This is a genomic window from Lysobacter sp. (assembly GCA_013141175.1).
In the GTDB taxonomy this organism is placed as follows: Bacteria; Pseudomonadota; Gammaproteobacteria; order Xanthomonadales; family Xanthomonadaceae; genus Lysobacter_I.
Genome location: JABFRN010000001.1, coordinates 4,125,083 through 4,142,942, shown reverse-complemented (window position 1 = coordinate 4,142,942; position 17,860 = coordinate 4,125,083). Strand labels below are relative to the sequence as shown.

The window sequence follows — 17,860 nt, the reverse complement described above, 5'->3', positions numbered from 1 at the left end:
GGTGTCATGCTGGATATCCGGTTTTCGCTCGCATTGTTGATGGGCGTGATGGCCTGTCTCTGGCTGCCATCGCCACCGGGTGGTGGGCTGCTGGTGTGCGCGGTTGCGACTGCAACGACCGCGATATGGATGCGAGGCGCCTGGCGGCATGCCGCGATTTTCGCATTGGGTTTTCTGCTGGCGGGTGTGCATGCTTCGCTGGCGATGCAGCGTCAGCTGCCTTTGACCATGGAGCATCGCCAATTCGAATTGACCGGTACGGTCATCGCGCTGCCGCATCATGAAGTGCGGCGGACGCGGTTCGTCTTCATGGTCGATGACAGCGAAGCGCAGCCCGAAGCGCTTCGCGGCAGACGGGTTCGTTTGACGTGGTACGACGAGTTCGGCGCCGAAACGCCGCCTGTCGATGCGCCGCGTCTGCGTGTCGCCGCAGGCAGCCGCTGGACCTTGTCGGTGAAACTGCGCGCGCCGCGCGCGCTGCGCAATCCGGGCGGGATCGATGGCGAGAAGCATGCGCTGATCGAGCGCATTGTCGCGACCGGGTACGTGCGCGCGCCCGAGTTCGCGCAGCGCTTGGCAGGCCCGCAGGGCATTGATGCCTGGCGCGAGTCTATGTCGGCGCGGATCGCGATCGCGGTGCCGCAGACGTCGTCGCGCTTCATCCGCGCGCTCGCATTGGGCGACACGCGTGCGCTAGACGATGCCGATTGGGAAAGGCTGCGCGCGAGCGGGCTCACCCATCTCATCGCCATTTCAGGGTTCCACGTGGGTCTGGTCGCGGGATTCTTTGCGCTGTCGATGCGTGCAGTGTGGTGGTGTTGGCCGACGCTGGGCCGCCGGATGCCCCGTTCGCAGGTGGCGGTGCTGGCGGCGTTGTCCGGTGCGACGCTGTACGCAGCCTTGGCCGGGTTCGCGCTGCCCACGGTTCGCACCGTGCTGATGATCGCCGTGGTCGCATTGGCGAGATGCTCGCGGCGCGGTTGGCGGCCGGCCGATGCGATGTCGCTGGCGATGATCGCGATCCTGCTGTTCGATCCGCTGTCGGTGCTGTCCGCGGGGTTCTGGCTGAGCTTCGGCGGCGTGGCGTGGTTGTTGTGGTGTCTGCCGCAGGGCGAGCAGCATCCGCTGCGCGGATTCTTGGCGGCGCAGGGGGTGGCGACGGTCGGGCTGCTGCCGTTGACGGTGGTGCTGTTCGGGCAGGCGTCGTTGGCGGGGCCGCTCGCGAATCTGCTGGCGATCCCGTGGTGGAGCCTGATCGTCGTACCGTTGTCGTTGATCGGCACGGGGCTCGAATCGCTGCAGGCGGGGTGGGGCGGCCCGGTGTGGCGGTTGGCGGCGATGGCGTTCGATCCGAGCTGGTCCCTGTTTTCGACGCTGGGCGACAGTCCGCTTGCGCTGTGGTGGTTGCCGGAGCCGCGTTGGTACGCGCTGCCGTTGGCGCTGTTGGTCGCGTTCTGGTGCCTGTTGCCGCACGGCGTGCCGGGCAAGCCCCTGGCGCTGCTGCTGTGGCTGCCGCTGCTGTGGCCGGATCGTCAGGCGCCGGACCACGGCGAAGTGGAGTTGATCGTGCTGGATGTCGGGCAGGGCTTGTCCGTGGTGGTGCGCACCGCAAGGCACACCCTGTTGTACGACATGGGGCCTGCCATTCCTGACGGCTTCGATGCCGGCGAGCGCGCGGTCGTGCCCGCGCTGCATGCGCTGGGTGTGCGTGCGCTCGATACGGCCGTGCTCAGCCATGCCGACAACGACCATGCGGGCGGCTATGCGTCGGTTGCCGATGTGTTCGCGATCCATGCACGGTACGCACCAGAGGACAGCGGGCTCGATGCGAAGATCGCCGGGCTGCGACGGTGTCGCGCCGGCCATGCCTGGAACTGGGATGGCGTGCGTTTCCGCTTCCTGCACCCACCGCCGCATTTTCCCTATCTGCGCAACGAATCGAGCTGCATCCTGCGCATCGAGACCGTGCACGGCGCCGCGCTGCTGACCGGCGATATCGGTCACGTGATCGAACGCGACCTGCTGCGGCGCGATCCGGCCTCGGTGCGGGCGGATGTCGTGCTGGTCGCGCATCACGGCAGCACCGGGTCCTCGGATCCTGGGTTCGTCGCCGCGACCGGTGCGCGCTGGGCGCCGATTTCGGCCGGTTACGGCAACCGCTTCAAGCATCCGAAGCCGCAGGTGGTGGATCTGTGGCGGCATCAGGGGGCGAAAACGCCGCTTACGGCGGACGCCGGCGCGGTGCGGCTGCGGATCGGGCAGGGTGGCGTGGACGTGCAGACCGAGCGTCGTCGGCATCGGCGGTTGTGGGATGCGGCCGGCAGGCACGCGCGGGCCGCTCAGTTATCCTATCCCTCTGAATGAAGACGGCCGATGGCCGGAGGATGCGACGTGCTGGAACTGGTCAAAGCCGGCGGTTGGCCGATGATTCCCCTGCTGCTGCTGACGGTGGTGGCGCTGGGCATCATCCTCGAACGGTTCTGGAGCCTGCGTCGCAAGACCGTGCTGCCGCCGGGGCTGGGGGCCGAAGTCCGGGCCTGGGCAGCGCGCGGCAACCTCGATCCCACGCATATCGATTCGCTGCGCCGGACCTCGCCGCTGGGCGCCCTGCTGGCCGCTGCGCTGGATGTCCGTCACCGCCCGCGCGACCAGATCCGCGAGCGCATCGAGGACGTGGGCCGGCATCTGGTGCACCGGATGGAGCGCTTCCTGAACGGTCTCGGCACCATTGCCGCCGCCGGCCCGCTGCTCGGGCTGTTCGGCACCGTGGTCGGCATGATCCAGATGTTCCTGGGCATCCTCGACAGCGGCCTCGGCGATGTGAACCAGCTTGCGGGTGGCATCGGCAAGGCGCTGATCTGCACCGCGACCGGCATGATCGTCGCGATTCCGGCGCTGATGTTCCACCGCTATTTCCGCGGGCGCATCGCTGGTTACATCGTCGATATGGAACACGAGGCGATCCAGTTGCTCGACACCCTCGATACCCGCCCGGTGCCTGCGCCGACGGCGGCCGGCGCGCGCGGCATCACACCGTCGGCGCACCTGGATTGAGTCTCCGGCCATGACCCGTTTGATCATCGCACTGCTGTTGTCGCTGTTGATCGCCTATCCGATCGTACCGGCAGTGGTTCGCGGTCTGCGCACCGGCAAACTCGCGCACTCCGATACGCGGGCATTCGTCGAGCGTTCCCGGGCGCCGCTCCGTTTCTGGCTGCTGATGGTGTTCTACGTGTCGTTGCTCGGCATGTGCGCCTGGTTCGTGGTGTTCGCCGCACGACACGCATTCGTCGCATGATCGGCGAACGCGCAATGATCGAATTTCCGGAGACCTGAATCCCCATGCGCATCCGCGACTTCCGCGCCGACGACGAGCCCGAGATCAATCTCGTGCCGCTGATCGATGTGATCCTGGTATTGATCATCTTCTTCGTGGTCACGACCACGTTCGATGCGCGGTCGGTACTCAAGCTGCAGTTGCCGAAGGCGAACGGCGAGCCCAGCGAGACCTCATCGAAGGCGCTGAGCGTGCTGGTGAATGCGGAAGGCCGCTATTTCGTGCAGGACCGCGAAGCGCTGCGTACCGATGTCGAATCGCTCAAACGCACGATCGTCGAGGTCGCGGGCGAAGGTACGACCCACGAAAGCCGCAAGCGCCCGGTGCTGCTGCGCGCCGATGCGCGTACGCCGCACCAGTCGGTGGTGACCGCGCTGGATGCCTTGGGGCAATTGGGATTTCGCCAGATCAGCATCGCGACTGCCCCTGAGCAGCGTGCGCCCGCCGCGTCATTGAAAGCAGCGACGGAGACGCGCAAGTGAGCAAAACCGACCGCGCCCCGGCGTGGCCGATCTATCGCCGGCTGCTGGGTTTCGCTGGGCCGTATCGCAGCCTGCTGCTGTTCGCGCTTGCGGGCATGCTGGTCGAGGCGGCGGCGGGTTCGGCGTTCATGAAACTGATGGAGCCGGTGGTCGACGAGACCTTCATCAGCAAGAACGCCCAGCTCAGCATGCTTTTGCCGCTGACCATTGTTGGCCTGTTCGTGGTGCGCGGCATCGCCGGTTACATCACCGATGTGTGCATGGGCAAATCCGCGCGCAGCATTGCCCGTGACCTGCGGGTACTTGTGCTCGGCAAGTATCTGCGTCTGCCAGGGCTGCGCTTCGACAGCGAGCCGGTGCCGGGAATGCTGATGCGGCTGGGTTCCGACAGCGACCAGGTCGCGAATGCCGCAGTCGACGCCGCGAAGGTGATGCTGCAGCAGTCGCTGCAGATCATCGGTGCGCTGGTGGTGATGCTGTGGACCAGTTGGCAGGTGACGATTGCCATCCTGATCATGGCGCCGCCGCTGGCGCTGCTGATGGACAAGGTCGCGAAACGCTATCGTCGTTTCAGCCACCGCGTGCAGGAGAGCGGCGGACGCCTGCTGCAAGCGGCGGACCAGACCCTGAACAACCAGCAGGAAGTGAAGATCTACGGTGCGCAGGGCGCAGAGCTGTCGCGCTACGCCGCGCTGGCCGACGAGAATCTGCGCCTGGCGATGAAAGTCGAATCCACGCGCAGCATTTCCTCGGCGGTGGTGCAGCTGATGGGCGCGATCGGTCTGGCGCTGCTGCTGTTTTTCGCAGGGCGCGAAGCGGCGGCCGGGAGGCTGACCGCAGGCGGTTTCGTGACCCTGATGATGTCGATGATGGCGATGATTCCGGCGTTGAAGCAGCTCACCAACGTGCAGAACATGCTGCAGAAGGGCATCGCCTCGGCCGAGCGCCTGTTCGGCGTGCTCGACGCCGATGAGGAGCGGGACACCGGCATGCAGGCGCTCGACCGCGCGCGCGGCGAACTCGAATTCCGCGACATCGACGCGCGCTATCCCGGGCAGAACGAGCCGGCGCTGCGCGACATCCGTTTCGTCGCGAAACCGGGCACCGTCACGGCGATCGTCGGCCGCTCCGGCAGCGGAAAATCGACGCTGATCAAGCTGATTCCGCGGTTCTACGAGCCTGCGTCCGGCGAGATCCTGCTCGATGGTCGCCCGTTGTCCGAGTACCGGCTGTCCGATCTGCGTCGGCAGATCGCGCTGGTCGGGCAACAGGTGATGCTGTTCGATGGCAGCGTCGCCGCGAACGTGGCCTACGGCGAACTCGCCGATGCCGGCGACGATCGGGTGCGTGCCGCGCTCGATGCCGCCAACGCCAGCGAGTTCGTCGACAAACTCTCCGACGGCGCCGGCACCGGCATCGGCAGCAAGGGCGGTCGCCTGTCCGGTGGCCAACGCCAGCGCCTCGCGATCGCGCGCGCGATCCTGAAGGATGCGCCGATCCTGATCCTCGACGAAGCCACCGCCGCGCTCGACACCGAATCCGAACGGCTGGTGCAGGATGCCCTGAACCGGCTGATGCCGGACCGCACCACGCTGGTCATCGCGCATCGGCTGTCGACCATCGAGCATGCCGATCAGGTCCTGGTGCTCGATCAGGGCCGGCTGGTGGAGCAGGGCACGCATGCCGAACTGCTCGCGCGCGATGGACTCTACGCGCACCTGCACCGGATGCAGTTCCGCGAGTCCGAAACCGCCGACGTGTCGGCATGAGTCGCTGGGCATGAGCGACGCACGCCGGCAGCCGCCGACGTACTGGTTCGACGGAAGCCCACCGCCGAGGCATGCGCGCGTGCTCGCGGGCGTCTATGCCGGCGCGGTTGCCGCACGCGCAGCGCTGTATCGCAAGCACGTGCTGCACAGCGTGCATCCGGGTAGGCCGGTGCTGGTGGTCGGGAATCTGATCGCCGGCGGCAGCGGCAAGACACCGTTGACCATCGCCATCGTCGAACGCCTGCGTGCGGAGGGCTTCGCGCCCGGCGTCGCCAGTCGCGGCTACGGCCGCCGGCAGGCCGGCACCGCGCGCTGGGTCGACGCCAACACCGACACCGCGCTGGGCGGCGACGAACCGGTGCTGATCGCGCGCCGCACCGGCGCGCCGGTGCGTGTGGATCGCGACCGGGTCGCTGCGGCGCGCGCATTGATCGACGCCGGCTGCGACATCCTCGTCTGCGACGATGGCCTGCAGCATTACCGGCTGGCGCGCGATGTCGAGATCGAAGTGATCGATGGTCGTCGTCGCTACGGCAATCGCCTGCCGCTGCCGGCGGGACCGATGCGAGAGCCGCCGGAACGTGGCGAGCGCTGCGATTTCCGGGTGGTCAATCTGGGCGGCGCGCATGCTCCCGAGAGGCATGCTCATGAAAGGCATGCTCCCGAGGCGCCGGACGACACCGGATTCGGCGAGTGGCCGATGCGGCTGCGCGCGCAGGACGCCGTGCCGCTGCACGGGCATCGCGGCGCGCCGCTGTCGGCGTTCGCGGGCCAGCGCGTGCATGCGGTGGCCGGGATCGGCGATCCCGAGCGCTTCTTCGCGATGCTGCGCGGTCTCGATATCGCGGTGGTGCCGCATGCATTCGCCGACCACCATCGCTATCGCGCCGAGGATCTGCGCTTCGGCAGCGATCTGCCGGTGTTGATGACCGAGAAGGACACGGTGAAGTGCGCGACTTTCCAGACCGAGCGCTGCTACAGCGTGCCGATCCGCGCGGAGTTGCCCGAAGCGTTCTGGGTGGCGCTGCTGGACCGGTTGCGTGGACACACCATAGGCGGGCAAGACATGCGCGAAAAAGACAAAGGATCGATCCGATGACCAGAATCCTGCGGTTCCGCGCGCCGATCGCGCTGCTCTCGGCCGGCTGGCTGGTGCCGATGTGGCTGGGGGTTTCGACGATGCTGGATTTCGTCGAACTGGAACTGTGGCCGCTGTTGTTGCAGCAGCCGAAATTGAATTCCTTCCCGTTCATCGATTTCGCGGGGAAATGCTTCGCGGTCGCTTTCCTGTGGCTGGGTCTTGCGGTTGCCGGTTGGGCCTGGGTTGCAGTGGCTGCTCTGCAGAGGACGAAGGGCCGATGAACGCCGTGGATTTCGTCGTCGCCATTCCCGCCCGCTACGCCGCATCCCGGCTGCCGGGCAAACCGCTGCGCCTGCTCGGCGGAGAACCGCTGGTGCTGCACGTCGCCCGGCGCGCGCTGGCAGCGGGGGCCCGCGAAGTCTGGGTCGCCACCGACGACGCGCGCATCGCCGACGCGCTGGCCGCAAGCGGCGTACGGATCGCGATGACCGCAGACACGCACGTCTCGGGCACCGACCGTCTGGCCGAATGCGCGACCCGGGCCGGCTGGAGCGACGACACCGTCGTGGTGAACCTGCAGGGCGACGAGCCCTTTGCGCCGGCTGCCGGGATCCGTGCGGTCGCGGACACCCTGGTCGCCTCGGATGCGCCGATGAGCACGCTGGCGACAGGGATCGACGACATCGCTGCGCTGCTCGATCCGAACACCGTGAAGCTGGTGCGCGCCGGCAATGGTGACGCCCTGTATTTCAGCCGTGCGCCGGTTCCATGGCCCCGGGACGCCTTCGCCCGGGATCGAGATTCGATGCCACCCGGGGGCCCTTGGCTCCGCCATATCGGTATCTACGGCTACCGCGCCGGCTTCCTCAAACAGTTCGCGACGCTGCCGCCATCGCCGCTGGAGCGGATCGAATCGCTCGAACAGCTGCGTGCGCTGGAAGCCGGGCACCGGATCGCGGTCGCGATCACGCCTGCGGCGTTTCCGCCGGGGATCGATACGCCCGAGGATCTGGAACGCGCCGAGCGCCATCTCGCGGCGACGGGCGGGACCTGAACCGTGCGGCTGTTGATGGTGTGCCTGGGCAATATCTGCCGGTCGCCGCTGGCCGAGGGTGCGGCCCGCGCCCATCTCGAGCGCAGCGGTCTGGACTGGGTCGTGGTGGATTCCGCAGGGACCGGCGGTTGGCATGCCGGCGAGCCGCCGGACCACCGCAGCATTGCGGTGGCGGCCGGTGCCGGGGTCGATATCCGAGGCCAGCGCGCCCGCAAACTGCGTACCGCCGACTTCGAGCACTTCGACTGGCTGCTCTGCGCCGACCACAGCGTGCTGCGCGATGTGCGTGCCATGGCGCCGCGCGGCGCCTCCGCGCAGGCCGCGCTGCTGCTGGAATGGGCGGGGATGGGCGCTGGTGCCGAGATTCCCGACCCGTACACCGGGGGTGGCGAGGATTTCCGCCGGGTGTGGGCGATGGTCGATGCGGCGGCGGCCGGGATCGTCGAAAGACTCGCCCCCGGACGACCCCACTCCGGACGAACCTATGGATGATGGCAGGTTGACGCTCGTGCACAGACTAGGGATGCTGGTCGGATGATGGACAAGTCGCCCGCCCCCGAATTTCCGGCCAGTCTCGAATGGCTGAATCTGGCCAAGCCTTTGCGCATGGGACAACTGCGCGGGCGGGTCACTGCGCTCGCGTTCGTCAATGCGGGCTCCGCCTGGTGCCAGCAGCGGTTGACCGATCTCGCGACCCTGCGCAAACGCTATGGCGAGCATCTGCACGTGGTTGCGATCCACGTGCCGCGTTTCGATCATGAGCGCGATCCGAAACGGGTGCTGAAGCGCCTGCATCGGGTGCCGCTCGATTTTCCGATCGCCCACGACGCCGATTGGGTGCTGTGGCAGCACTACAGCATCGATGCATGGCCGACGGTGGTGCTGATCGATGGCGAGGGCCGCGTGCGCGACCGCATCGTCGGCGATACGCCGGTGCGTGAGCTGGATGCGCAGATCGCCAAGCTCCGCGCCGAAGAGGTCCCGCAGTCGCTCAACCTCGAACCGATCGAACTGCGCCGCAATCGCGAACCCGACCTGCCGCTGCGCTTCCCGATGGGGATCGCCGCCAACCAGCAGTATCTGTACGTGGTCGATTCCGGCCATCATCGGGTGCTCGAATGCACGCCCGCCGGCCGGATCCACCGCCAATTCGGCAGCGGCGGCCCCGGTTTCATCGATGGCCCGATGGAATTGGCCGCGTTCCAGAATCCGCAGGGCCTGTGCCTGCAGCGCGATGCGCTGTATATCGCCGACACCGGCAATCACGCGGTACGGCGGATCAAGCTCAGCACCGGCGATGTCGACACGCTCTGCGGTGCAGGCCGCCCGGGCCAGCCGAACGAAGGCGTGATCCACGATCCGCGCTCGGTGGCGCTGGACCAGCCGCGCGGTGTCGCGATTTCGCCGTCCAACATGATCTGCATCGCCACCGCCGGCGACAACAAGCTCTGGGCTTACGATCTGGGCGAGCGCTCGTTGACGCTGTTGGCGGGTTCCGGCGCGATGGACCTGATCGATGGTGTCGGCCCCGCCGCTGCGTTCGCCGGTCCCAGTGCGCTGACCATCGTCCAGCAGATCCTCTATGTCTGCGATGAAGCCGGTTCCGCGATCCGCAGCGTGCATCTGCGCACGCGCCAGGTGACGACGCTGGTCGGACAGGGCGCATGGCGGTTCGGCAATATCGGCGGCTCGCGCAGCGATGCGCTGCTGCAGCAGCCGCAGGCGGTCGCACTCGATGGCTCCTCGCCGGTGCTGTGGATCGCCGACAGCGGCAACGACCAGTTGCGCACCCTGCGCCTGGGTGGCGGCGAGCTGAGCACGGTCAACCTGCCGCAACGGCTGCATGCGCCCTCGGGTCTGGCCGTGGCCAACGGCATCATCTGGATCGCCGACACCGACGCGCACGCGGTGCTGCGCTTCGATTCCGCCGATGGCAGTCTCCGTCAGATCCCCATCGGCGAATGACCGCCGGTCACGACCCGGCGGCCGACGATGCATTCGACGGCCGCGCCTACGCCCGTGATCTGACCACCGCACCCGGCGTTTACCGGATGTACGCCGCCGACGGCAGCCTGCTGTACGTCGGCAAGGCCGCGGCGCTGAAGAAGCGCGTCGCCAGTTATTTCACCAAGGCGTTGCCGACCCGCACCGCGTCGATGGTCGCGCAGATCGCGCGCATGGACGTGACCGTCACCCGCACCGCGACCGAAGCGCTGCTGCTGGAAAACCAGCTGATCAAGTCGCTGCACCCGCGCTACAACGTGCTGCTGCGCGACGACAAGAGCTATCCCTTCGTGGTGCTGACCCGGGAGTCCTGGCCGCGGATCGCATTCCACCGCGGCGCGCGATCGCTGCCCGGCCGCTACTTCGGGCCGTATCCCAGCGTGCTGGCGGTGCGCGACACGTTGAACCTGATGCAGAAGATCTTCCGCCTGCGCAGCTGCGAGGACAGCGTGTTCCGCAACCGCTCGCGGCCGTGCCTGCAATACCAGATCGGTCGCTGCAGCGCGCCCTGCGTGGGCCTGGTGCAGGCGCGCGACTACGCCGATGCGGTGCGCCAGGCGACGATGCTGCTCGACGGCCGCAGCGACGACCTGACCACCGAACTGACCACCGCGATGGAATCGGCCAGCGAGCGGCTCGATTTCGAGGAAGCGGCGCGGCTGCGCGATCTGGTCGCATCGATCCGCAAGCTGCAGTCGCGGCAATACGTCGATGGCAACGCTGCCGATCTCGATGTGCTCGCCTGCGCCATGCGCGGCGCGCAGGCCTGCGTGCTGCTGCTGATGTTCCGCGACGGCCGCAACCTGGGCACCCGCAGTTTCTTTCCGAAGACCAACGGCGAAGACAGCGCCGAGGAAGTGCTCGGCGCGTTCGTCTCGCAGTACTACGCCGAACAGGCGCCGCCGCGCGAGATCGTATTGGATCGCGAGATTCCCGAGCGCGAGTTGATCGAAGAGGCATTGGGTGCGACCGCGGGCCGCAAGGTCCTGATCAAGACGAGCGTGCGCGGCGAGCGCGCTGGATACCTCGACCTGGTGCGCCGCAATGCCGAGCAAACCCTCGCCGCCGAGATCGGCAGCAACGCCGCGCAGCGTGCGCGCGCCGATGCACTGCGCGATCTGCTGGGTCTGGACGAGGTGCCGCAGCGGATCGAATGTTTCGACATCAGCCACACCATGGGCGAGGCCACGGTGGCGTCTTGCGTGGTGTTCGATGCCGACGGTCCGGTACGCGGCCAGTACCGCCGCTACAACATCGATGGAATCGAGCCGGGCGACGACTACGCCGCGATGCGCCAGGCGTTGGAACGCCGGTTCCGGAAGGCGGCCGAAGCCGTCGAGGCGCCTGTTGGGCCCGAAACCCGGCCGCCCGGCAATGACGCGAGTCCGACCCGTGCGGTGCTGCCGGATCTGCTGTTGATCGACGGTGGCGCCGGGCAGGTGGCCCAGGCCCATGCGGTGCTGGCCGATTTCGGGGTCGTCGATGTCCATGTCGTCGGCGTTTCCAAGGGCGAGGCCCGCCGCCCCGGCGACGAGACCCTGTTGTTGCCCGACGGGCGCGAACTGCACCCGGGTGCGGGTTCGTTGGGGCTGCAGTTGATCCAGCAGGTCCGCGACGAAGCGCACAGGTTTGCCATCACCGGCCATCGAGGCAGGCGGCAGAAAGCCAGGAACGTGAGCCGCCTGGAAGATATTCCGGGCATCGGGCCGCGCCGACGCGCTAATCTGTTGCGGCATTTCGGAGGGTTGGGCGGTCTGAAGGCGGCGGGGATCGAAGAGATCGCGCGCGTCGAAGGCATCAACGCCGCGCTGGCCGAGCGCATCTACGCGACGCTCCACGGCATCGAACCACAAGGATCTTCATGAAGTTGACGGTACCGACCATGCTGACGCTCGCGCGGATCGTAATGATCCCGGTGCTGGTGCTGGTCTTCTATCTACCCTACAAGTGGAGCAATTTCGCCTCCGCCGCAGTCTTCGCGCTGGCAGCGGTGACCGATTGGCTCGATGGCTGGATCGCGCGTCGTTACGACCTGCATTCGGCCTTCGGCGCATTTCTCGATCCGGTCGCCGACAAATTGATGGTGGCGGTGGCGCTGTTCCTGATCGTCCAGGGCCATCCGACGCCGTGGATGGCGTTCTGGGCGGCGGTGATCGTGGGGCGCGAGATCGCGGTGTCGGCCCTGCGCGAATGGATGGCGGAGATCGGTCAGCGCGCGACCGTGAAGGTCGCCGTGATCGGCAAGATCAAGACCATGGCGCAGATGTTCGCGCTGCTGTGCCTGCTGTATTCGGTGGTTCCGGGCGTCAAACCCGCGCCGTGGCCGGGCGATGTGATCTTCCATACCGGCGACTGGATGCTGGCCGCCGCTGCGCTGTTGACACTGTGGTCGGGCGCCCAGTACCTGATCGCTGCATGGCCCGCTTTGATGGCCGATGAAGGAAAGAGTGTTGACAGTTCCGCCGCAGACGCTAAAATTCCGATTCCACCGCGGGAATAGCTCAGTTGGTAGAGCACGACCTTGCCAAGGTCGGGGTCGCGAGTTCGAGTCTCGTTTCCCGCTCCAGATTCAAGTAGACCCCGGTTCGCCGGGGTTTGTTTTTAAGCAAGGAAGTCACTGGCCTGGTGGCAGAGTGGTCATGCAGCGGCCTGCAAAGCCGCGTACGCCGGTTCGATTCCGACCCAGGCCTCCATATTTCCAAAGAACCCGCTTCGGCGGGTTTTTTGTTGCCCGCGCCGCGCGCTTTCCCAGGCGTGCTTTCGCGGGCGTGGTTTCCAATGCGCTTCCGCTCAGGCACCCTATGCGCGCGCCCGGGTGGCGAAATGGTAGACGCAGGGGACTTAAAATCCCCCGACGCAGGTCGTGCGGGTTCGAGTCCCGCCCCGGGCACCATCGGTGTGCAGTTGCGCGCATCGACTTGCGCGAACCGCGCGCATCCTGCCGGGGGTTCCATGTCGCGCTACTCCGTTTTCCATCTCTGTCTGGCCCTGACCGCTGCATCGGCGATTCTCGCGGCATCTTCCGGCACCGGATGGCTCGGGGCTGTCGTCGTCTTCGGCGCGTTCGCGGCGCTGGGCACCTGGGATCTGCTGCAGACCCGCAGCACTCTGCGCCGCAACTATCCGATCCTCGCGCATTTCCGCTATGGACTGGAATCGATCGGCCCGGAGATGCGGCAATACTTCATCGAATCCGATACCGCCGAGGTGCCGTACTCGCGGCAGCAGCGCGCGTTGGTCTACCAGCGCGCGAAGTCCGAGAACGATACCCGGCCGTTCGGCACGCAGCAGGATGTCTACGGCGACGAATACGAATGGATCAATCATTCGATCATGCCCACGGAGATCGCATCGCCGGATTTCCGCATCCGTATCGGCGCGCAGTGCGCGCAGCCTTACGACGCCAGCGTGTTCAACATCTCGGCGATGAGTTTCGGCGCGCTTTCCGCGAACGCGATCCGCGCGCTCAACGACGGCGCGAAGCGCGGCGGCTTCTATCACGACACCGGCGAAGGTTCGATCTCGTCGTATCACCGCGAGCATGGCGGCGATCTGGTCTGGGAGATCGGCAGCGGCTATTTCGGTTGCCGCAACGACGACGGCAGTTTCAACGCCGACCGTTTCGCGCAGAACGCGCGCGATCCCCAGGTGAAGATGATCGAGCTGAAGCTCTCGCAGGGCGCGAAGCCCGGCCACGGCGGGGTATTGCCGGCGGCGAAGGTCAGTGCCGAAATCGCCGCGACCCGTGGCGTGAAGCAAGGTGTGGATTGCGTGTCCCCGGCGCGACACTCGGCGTTTTCCACGCCGGTCGAACTGCTCGAATGCATCGCGAGGATGCGCGCGCTCTCCGGCGGAAAACCGACCGGGTTCAAGCTCGCGATCGGCCATCCGTGGGAGTGGTTCGCGATCGCCAAGGCGATGCTCGAGACGGGGCTGCTGCCGGATTTCATCGTCGTCGACGGCGGCGAAGGCGGTACCGGTGCGGCGCCTGCGGAATTCATCGATCACGTCGGCGTGCCGATGCACGAAGGCTTGATGCTGGTGCACAACACCCTGGTCGGATTGAATCTGCGCGATCACATCAGGATCGGCGCCGCAGGGCGCATCGCCAGTGCATTCGACATCGCGCGCACCCTGTCGATGGGCGCGGACTGGTGCAATGCCGCGCGCGGTTTCATGTTCGCGCTGGGCTGCATCCAGGCGCAGAGCTGCCATACCGGCCGCTGTCCGACCGGCATCGCGACGCAGGACCCGTCGCGCTGGCAGAAACTCGATGTGCCGGACAAGGCGACCCGCGTGCATCGCTTCCATGACAACACCCTGAAGGCGCTGCGCGAACTGCTGTGCGCGGCGGGGCTGGAACATCCTTCGGAACTCGGCCCGGAACACGTGCTGCGCCGGGTGTCGCCGACCGAAGTGCGCTCGCTCGGTGCGCTGTATCGTTTTCTGCAGCCCGGCGCGCTGCTCGACGGCACCGCGGATCATTCGGTCTTCCGCGATTACTGGCAGGAGGCGCGCAGCGATGCTTTCGGGCCGCCGGATCGCGTGCGGGCGATGCGGATCAGCAAGTCGTATTGAGCCGCAACGCAGAACGCCCGCAGATGCGGGCGTTCTGTCGTCGACACGATGGCGGGAGCCTATGGTTTCTGTTGCGCGGCGATCCAGCGGTCGATCTTCGCTTCCAGCACATCCAGCGGCACCGAGCCGTCCTTCAGCACTTCGTCGTGGAAGGCTTTCACGTCGAAACGGCTGCCCAGCGCTTTCTCGGCGCGGGCGCGCAGTTCGGTGATCTTGAGCTGGCCGGTCTTGTAGGCCAGTGCCTGGCCGGGAATCGCCATGTAGCGTTCGGCTTCGGCGACCGCGTCGGTCTCGCTGGTCGCCGAGTTTTCGAGCATGTATTGGATCACCTGCTCGCGCGTCCAGCCCTTGCTGTGGAAACCGGTGTCGACGACGAGGCGGATCGAGCGCCACAGCTCGTTCTGCAGCATGCCGAAGTACATGTACGGGTCTTTGAGGATGCCCAGCTCCTTGCCGATGGTTTCCGAATACAGCCCCCAGCCTTCGATGTAGGCGGTCTCGCCGCCGAAACGACGGAAATTGGGCAGTCCTTTCAGTTCCTGCTGGATCGCGAGCTGGAAGTGATGGCCGGGCTTGGCTTCGTGCAGGAACAGATCCTCGCTGTCCCAGGTCTTGCGGCTGGGCAGGTCGTAGGTGTTCACGTAGAAAACACCCGGGCGCGAGCCGTCCTCGCTGGGCGACTGGTACTGGCCGCCGGCGGCCGATTGGGCGCGGAAGGCTTCCACCGGACGAATTTCGAAGCCCGCTTTCGGTTTGAGATTGAACATGCGGTTCAAGCCCGGTTCCAGCGTCGCTTCGATGCCGCGGTAATGCGCCAGCAGCGCTTCTTCCGATGCGAACTCGAACCGCTTGTCGGTGTTGACGTGTTTGAAGAATTCCTGCAGCGAACCCTTGAAGCCGACCTGCTGCATGACCGCGCGCATTTCGCCGTGGATGCGCGCGACCTCGTCGAGCCCGGTCTGGTGGATCTGCGCGGGGGTCCGACGCGTCGTGGTATTGAGATACGCATTGAACGCGTACCACGCCTGCCCGTTCGGCAGGCCGCCCATGCCGGCGGTATCGCGGCAGGCGGGGAGATATTCCTTTGCGATGAACTCGCGGACGCGCCGATACGCCGGCATGATCTCCTGTTCGATCATCGCCTTGTATTCGGCGGTGATCCGCGCTTTGTCGGCGTCGGAGAACGTGGCGGGCATGTTCTTGACCGGCCCCCAGAACAGGGTCTTGTCGGCCTGGTCCGCGATCAGCGCATCGAACTGCGGCAGCACTTTCTGCATCAGCGCCTTGGGCTGGACGACGCCCTGGCGCATGCCTTCGCGCATGTTGACGATGGCCTGATCGAAGATCGGCGCCAGTTTTCCGCCGCGCGCGCGCCAATCGTCATAGTCCTTCACGGTCTTGAACGGCTGCGCATTGCTGCCCGAGCCGAGCTGCGCGGCGAACGCAGCGATATTGTTGAACTGGTCGACCGGCATCAGATAGGTCGGGAATGCCTCGCTTTCGAGCGTGTCCTTCGCGTTCTTGACGAAGATGTCGTAGCTCAACCGGTCTTGCCCGCTCAGCCCGTCCGGGCCGATGGCTTCCGCCCGTTCGAGCCAGCGCACGGTGAACGCATGCGCTTCCTTGCGCGAAGCCTCGGTCAGGAAGTTCGGCAACTGGTCGTTGTAGCGGTTGTCGCCCTGGAACGTCGCCTGCAACGGATTGAGCTTCAGCGATGCTTCCCAGAATTCGGCGTACAGACGGTCCAGTTGCGTCGCCTTGGATTCGGAAGTCGCCGCTGCTGTCCGTTCGGCGGCATGGGCTTGCGGAGCGATGACGACACCGCCGAGCAGGGCGGTTGCGATGGCGCACACGAGGAATGCGGACGGGCGGGAGAGGGTTGTGGCGGTCATGGGGGAACTCCAGCGGGGTCGCCGGCGACGGGCGGCGATTGAGTGGGGCAGCGACGATGCGCTGCGATTGCAGCGCAAGCGTCGCTCGAACGGCCGGCGAAGGCATCGGCCAAAGGTCATTGCGCGGACCGGCTGGCCGCAGGGACGGTGGATCGGTCGGCTGCGGTCAGTCGGCTGCCGCTTGGTTCCGCAATTGCGCTGCGCGCTCGGCGCCGAGATAGCCGATGATCGCGCGTCGCATCAGGTAAAGCAGCGGGATCAGCGCGATCGCGGCGAGCATCTTGTAGGCGTAGTTGACGGTACTGACCGCCATGAACAGCGAGGTCGGCCAGTGCTGCGGGCCGAGCACGAAAGCGATGTAGAGCACGACGAAACTGTCGACCAGTTGCGAGACCGCCGTGGATCCGGTGGCGCGCAGCCAGACGTATTTTTCGCCGGTCATGCGCCGGATGCGGTGGAACACCGAGACATCGATCAACTGGCCGAGCAGGAACGCGATCACCGAACCGGCGATCGTCCACAAACCCTGGCCGAATACGGCAGCGTACGCGGACTGGTAATCCGGCACGCCCTGGTCCTTGGCGGCATCGACCCACCAGGGGGCGGGCGAGAGATGAATCGCGGCGAAAGCGAAGATGAAGCCGTACAGGATCAGCGCCACCGCGATCCACGAAATCATCCGCACACCGCGACTGCCGTAGAACTCGTTGATCACATCGGTGAACACGAAGATGATCGGCCACAGCAGGGTGCCTGCGGTGAAGCTCAGCGAACCGGTCTGTCCGAACAGGTTCCACGCCAGCGGCGCAATGCCCAATGTGTCCTCGAGCGCGAAGATCTTCACGCCGATGAATTCGCCCAGCAATGCGGTGACACAGAAGAACGCCGAGAGGCCGATGAAAAGCCGCGTCGCGCGGTCTTCGAGCAGATGCACGCTCATGACGCCGCGCCTTCCGCCTGCGCGCGCGGATTCGCGATGGAGCCGGGGGCCGTGAACGGGATCGTATCCGGCGCTACCGCGCCACCGCTGATGATGAAGCTCATCGCCTGATCCACGGTCCAGTCGGTCGGGGTCATTTTTTCCACCGGTACGATTTCGAGATAGCCCGAGGTCGGGTTCGGCGTGGTCGGCACGTAGACCGCGGCGAGTTCGCGTCCGGTGCCCTGTTCGCGCATGACCCGGGTGACGAAACCGAGGGTCTTCATTTCGGTGTGCGGGAAATCGATCAGGACCACGCGCTGGGTGCCATCGGGTTTGGTCTGCAGGATGTCCAACAGTTTGCGCGAGCTGCCGTAGATGGTGTTCGCCAGCGGAATGCGCTTGATCAGTGTCTCGAACCAGCCGAGCAGGCGTTGACCGAGCATGCGTCGGGTCAGCCAACCGGCGAACAGGATCACGCCGAGCGTGGCGACGAGGCCGATGGCGGTTTTCACCCAGCCCTGCGCCAGCCAGCTCAGGGCATCGGGCGTGGTCACCGCGAGGGTCTGCAGAATCGGATCGATCAGCGGCCGGCTCAGGTCCGACAGCATCACGAACACGAATTTCACGACGACCCAAGTGAGCCAGATCGGCAGGAGCGTGAGCAGGCCTGCGATGAACAGGCCTTGCAGGCGGCGGCCGAGCGAGTGGGGTTTGGACATGCTGCGATTGTAAGGGCTCGCG

Annotated in this window: 16 protein-coding genes and 3 tRNA genes; 16 read left to right on the top strand and 3 right to left on the bottom strand. The window is 66.3% G+C overall.

Translation table 11 applies throughout. From position 1 onward, the window contains the following. Nucleotides 1-6: 6 nt before the first annotated feature. From HOP03_18020 to HOP03_17945, 16 genes are all read left to right on the top strand, one after another. Nucleotides 7-2,364, top strand: a complete 2,358-nt coding sequence (locus tag HOP03_18020) for a DNA internalization-related competence protein ComEC/Rec2 (GenBank protein NOT90052.1) — start codon at nt 7-9, stop codon at nt 2,362-2,364. Nucleotides 2,365-2,391: 27 nt separating this feature from the next. Next, nucleotides 2,392-3,054 carry a MotA/TolQ/ExbB proton channel family protein gene (locus tag HOP03_18015; GenBank protein ID NOT90051.1) on the top strand — a complete coding sequence of 221 codons (663 nt, stop codon included), beginning with the start codon at nt 2,392-2,394 and terminating at the stop codon, nt 3,052-3,054. Nucleotides 3,055-3,064: 10 nt separating this feature from the next. Further along, complete coding sequence (locus HOP03_18010; protein NOT90050.1) at nt 3,065-3,298, top strand: hypothetical protein; 234 nt, start codon at nt 3,065-3,067, stop codon at nt 3,296-3,298. Nucleotides 3,299-3,342: 44 nt separating this feature from the next. Continuing rightward, nucleotides 3,343-3,819 (top strand): biopolymer transporter ExbD, encoded by a 477-nt coding sequence (locus HOP03_18005; GenBank protein NOT90049.1) that lies wholly within the window; start codon nt 3,343-3,345, stop codon nt 3,817-3,819. A gap of 44 nt (nt 3,820-3,863) precedes the next feature. Continuing rightward, entirely contained in the window at nt 3,864-5,588 is a 1,725-nt protein-coding gene (gene msbA / locus HOP03_18000) for a lipid A export permease/ATP-binding protein MsbA (protein ID NOT90048.1), read from the top strand. A 10-nt stretch (nt 5,589-5,598) separates the two neighbouring features. Further along, nucleotides 5,599-6,687, top strand: coding sequence for a tetraacyldisaccharide 4'-kinase (locus HOP03_17995; GenBank protein ID NOT90047.1), 1,089 nt, complete (start codon nt 5,599-5,601; stop codon nt 6,685-6,687). Further along, nucleotides 6,684-6,950 (top strand): hypothetical protein, encoded by a 267-nt coding sequence (locus tag HOP03_17990; GenBank protein NOT90046.1) that lies wholly within the window; start codon nt 6,684-6,686, stop codon nt 6,948-6,950. Before HOP03_17995 ends, HOP03_17990 begins: the two co-directional genes overlap by 4 nt. Next, on the top strand, nt 6,947-7,723 hold the full coding sequence (kdsB, locus tag HOP03_17985; GenBank protein ID NOT90045.1) for a 3-deoxy-manno-octulosonate cytidylyltransferase: 777 nt from the start codon (nt 6,947-6,949) through the stop codon (nt 7,721-7,723). Before HOP03_17990 ends, kdsB begins: the two co-directional genes overlap by 4 nt. Nucleotides 7,724-7,726: 3 nt before the next feature. Further along, the gene (locus HOP03_17980) at nt 7,727-8,215 is read left to right on the top strand and encodes a low molecular weight phosphotyrosine protein phosphatase (protein NOT90044.1); all 489 of its coding nucleotides are present in this window, start codon (nt 7,727-7,729) and stop codon (nt 8,213-8,215) included. Between the two features lie 45 nt (nt 8,216-8,260). Next, on the top strand, nt 8,261-9,688 hold the full coding sequence (locus HOP03_17975) for a redoxin family protein (protein NOT90043.1): 1,428 nt from the start codon (nt 8,261-8,263) through the stop codon (nt 9,686-9,688). Then, entirely contained in the window at nt 9,685-11,592 is a 1,908-nt protein-coding gene (gene uvrC, locus HOP03_17970; protein ID NOT90042.1) for an excinuclease ABC subunit UvrC, read from the top strand. The genes HOP03_17975 and uvrC overlap by 4 nt, the downstream gene beginning before the upstream one ends. Beyond that, a complete protein-coding gene (pgsA, locus tag HOP03_17965; GenBank protein ID NOT90041.1) occupies nt 11,589-12,227 on the top strand; it encodes a CDP-diacylglycerol--glycerol-3-phosphate 3-phosphatidyltransferase in 639 nt (212 codons plus the stop codon). The genes uvrC and pgsA overlap by 4 nt, the downstream gene beginning before the upstream one ends. After that, nucleotides 12,218-12,293: transfer RNA gene (locus HOP03_17960), tRNA-Gly, on the top strand. Before pgsA ends, HOP03_17960 begins: the two co-directional genes overlap by 10 nt. A gap of 53 nt (nt 12,294-12,346) precedes the next feature. Next, nucleotides 12,347-12,420: transfer RNA gene (locus HOP03_17955), tRNA-Cys, on the top strand. A 116-nt stretch (nt 12,421-12,536) separates the two neighbouring features. Next, nucleotides 12,537-12,620: transfer RNA gene (locus tag HOP03_17950), tRNA-Leu, on the top strand. A 59-nt stretch (nt 12,621-12,679) separates the two neighbouring features. Further along, nucleotides 12,680-14,305: an FMN-binding glutamate synthase family protein gene (locus HOP03_17945; protein NOT90040.1), complete on the top strand. Its 1,626-nt coding sequence runs from the start codon at nt 12,680-12,682 to the stop codon at nt 14,303-14,305. Between the two features lie 59 nt (nt 14,306-14,364). Here HOP03_17945 and HOP03_17940 read toward each other — a convergent pair whose 3' ends face one another. The 3 genes from HOP03_17940 to HOP03_17930 all read right to left on the bottom strand — a co-directional run bounded on the left by HOP03_17940 (nt 14,365) and on the right by HOP03_17930 (nt 17,838). Further along, nucleotides 14,365-16,197, bottom strand: a complete 1,833-nt coding sequence (locus HOP03_17940; protein NOT90039.1) for a DUF885 family protein — start codon at nt 16,195-16,197, stop codon at nt 14,365-14,367. 166 nt (nt 16,198-16,363) lie between these two features. Next, a complete protein-coding gene (locus HOP03_17935) occupies nt 16,364-17,137 on the bottom strand; it encodes a queuosine precursor transporter (protein NOT90038.1) in 774 nt (257 codons plus the stop codon). Beyond that, on the bottom strand, nt 17,134-17,838 hold the full coding sequence (locus HOP03_17930) for a DUF502 domain-containing protein (GenBank protein NOT90037.1): 705 nt from the start codon (nt 17,836-17,838) through the stop codon (nt 17,134-17,136). The genes HOP03_17935 and HOP03_17930 overlap by 4 nt, the downstream gene beginning before the upstream one ends. Nucleotides 17,839-17,860: the final 22 nt, after the last annotated feature.

Bases quoted from the DNA above. Each gene is read 5' to 3' on its own strand.
- HOP03_18020 (NOT90052.1), top strand. From the start codon at position 7: ATGCTGGATATCCGGTTTTCGCTCGCATTGTTGATGGGCGTGATGGCC.
- HOP03_18010 (NOT90050.1), top strand. From the start codon at position 3,065: ATGACCCGTTTGATCATCGCACTGCTGTTGTCGCTGTTGATCGCCTAT.
- HOP03_18005 (NOT90049.1), top strand. From the start codon at position 3,343: ATGCGCATCCGCGACTTCCGCGCCGACGACGAGCCCGAGATCAATCTC.
- HOP03_17995 (NOT90047.1), top strand. From the start codon at position 5,599: ATGAGCGACGCACGCCGGCAGCCGCCGACGTACTGGTTCGACGGAAGC.
- HOP03_17990 (NOT90046.1), top strand. From the start codon at position 6,684: ATGACCAGAATCCTGCGGTTCCGCGCGCCGATCGCGCTGCTCTCGGCC.
- kdsB (NOT90045.1), top strand. From the start codon at position 6,947: ATGAACGCCGTGGATTTCGTCGTCGCCATTCCCGCCCGCTACGCCGCA.
- HOP03_17975 (NOT90043.1), top strand. From the start codon at position 8,261: ATGGACAAGTCGCCCGCCCCCGAATTTCCGGCCAGTCTCGAATGGCTG.
- uvrC (NOT90042.1), top strand. From the start codon at position 9,685: ATGACCGCCGGTCACGACCCGGCGGCCGACGATGCATTCGACGGCCGC.
- pgsA (NOT90041.1), top strand. From the start codon at position 11,589: ATGAAGTTGACGGTACCGACCATGCTGACGCTCGCGCGGATCGTAATG.
- HOP03_17945 (NOT90040.1), top strand. From the start codon at position 12,680: ATGTCGCGCTACTCCGTTTTCCATCTCTGTCTGGCCCTGACCGCTGCA.
- HOP03_17940 (NOT90039.1), bottom strand. From the start codon at position 16,197: ATGACCGCCACAACCCTCTCCCGCCCGTCCGCATTCCTCGTGTGCGCC.
- HOP03_17935 (NOT90038.1), bottom strand. From the start codon at position 17,137: ATGAGCGTGCATCTGCTCGAAGACCGCGCGACGCGGCTTTTCATCGGC.
- HOP03_17930 (NOT90037.1), bottom strand. From the start codon at position 17,838: ATGTCCAAACCCCACTCGCTCGGCCGCCGCCTGCAAGGCCTGTTCATC.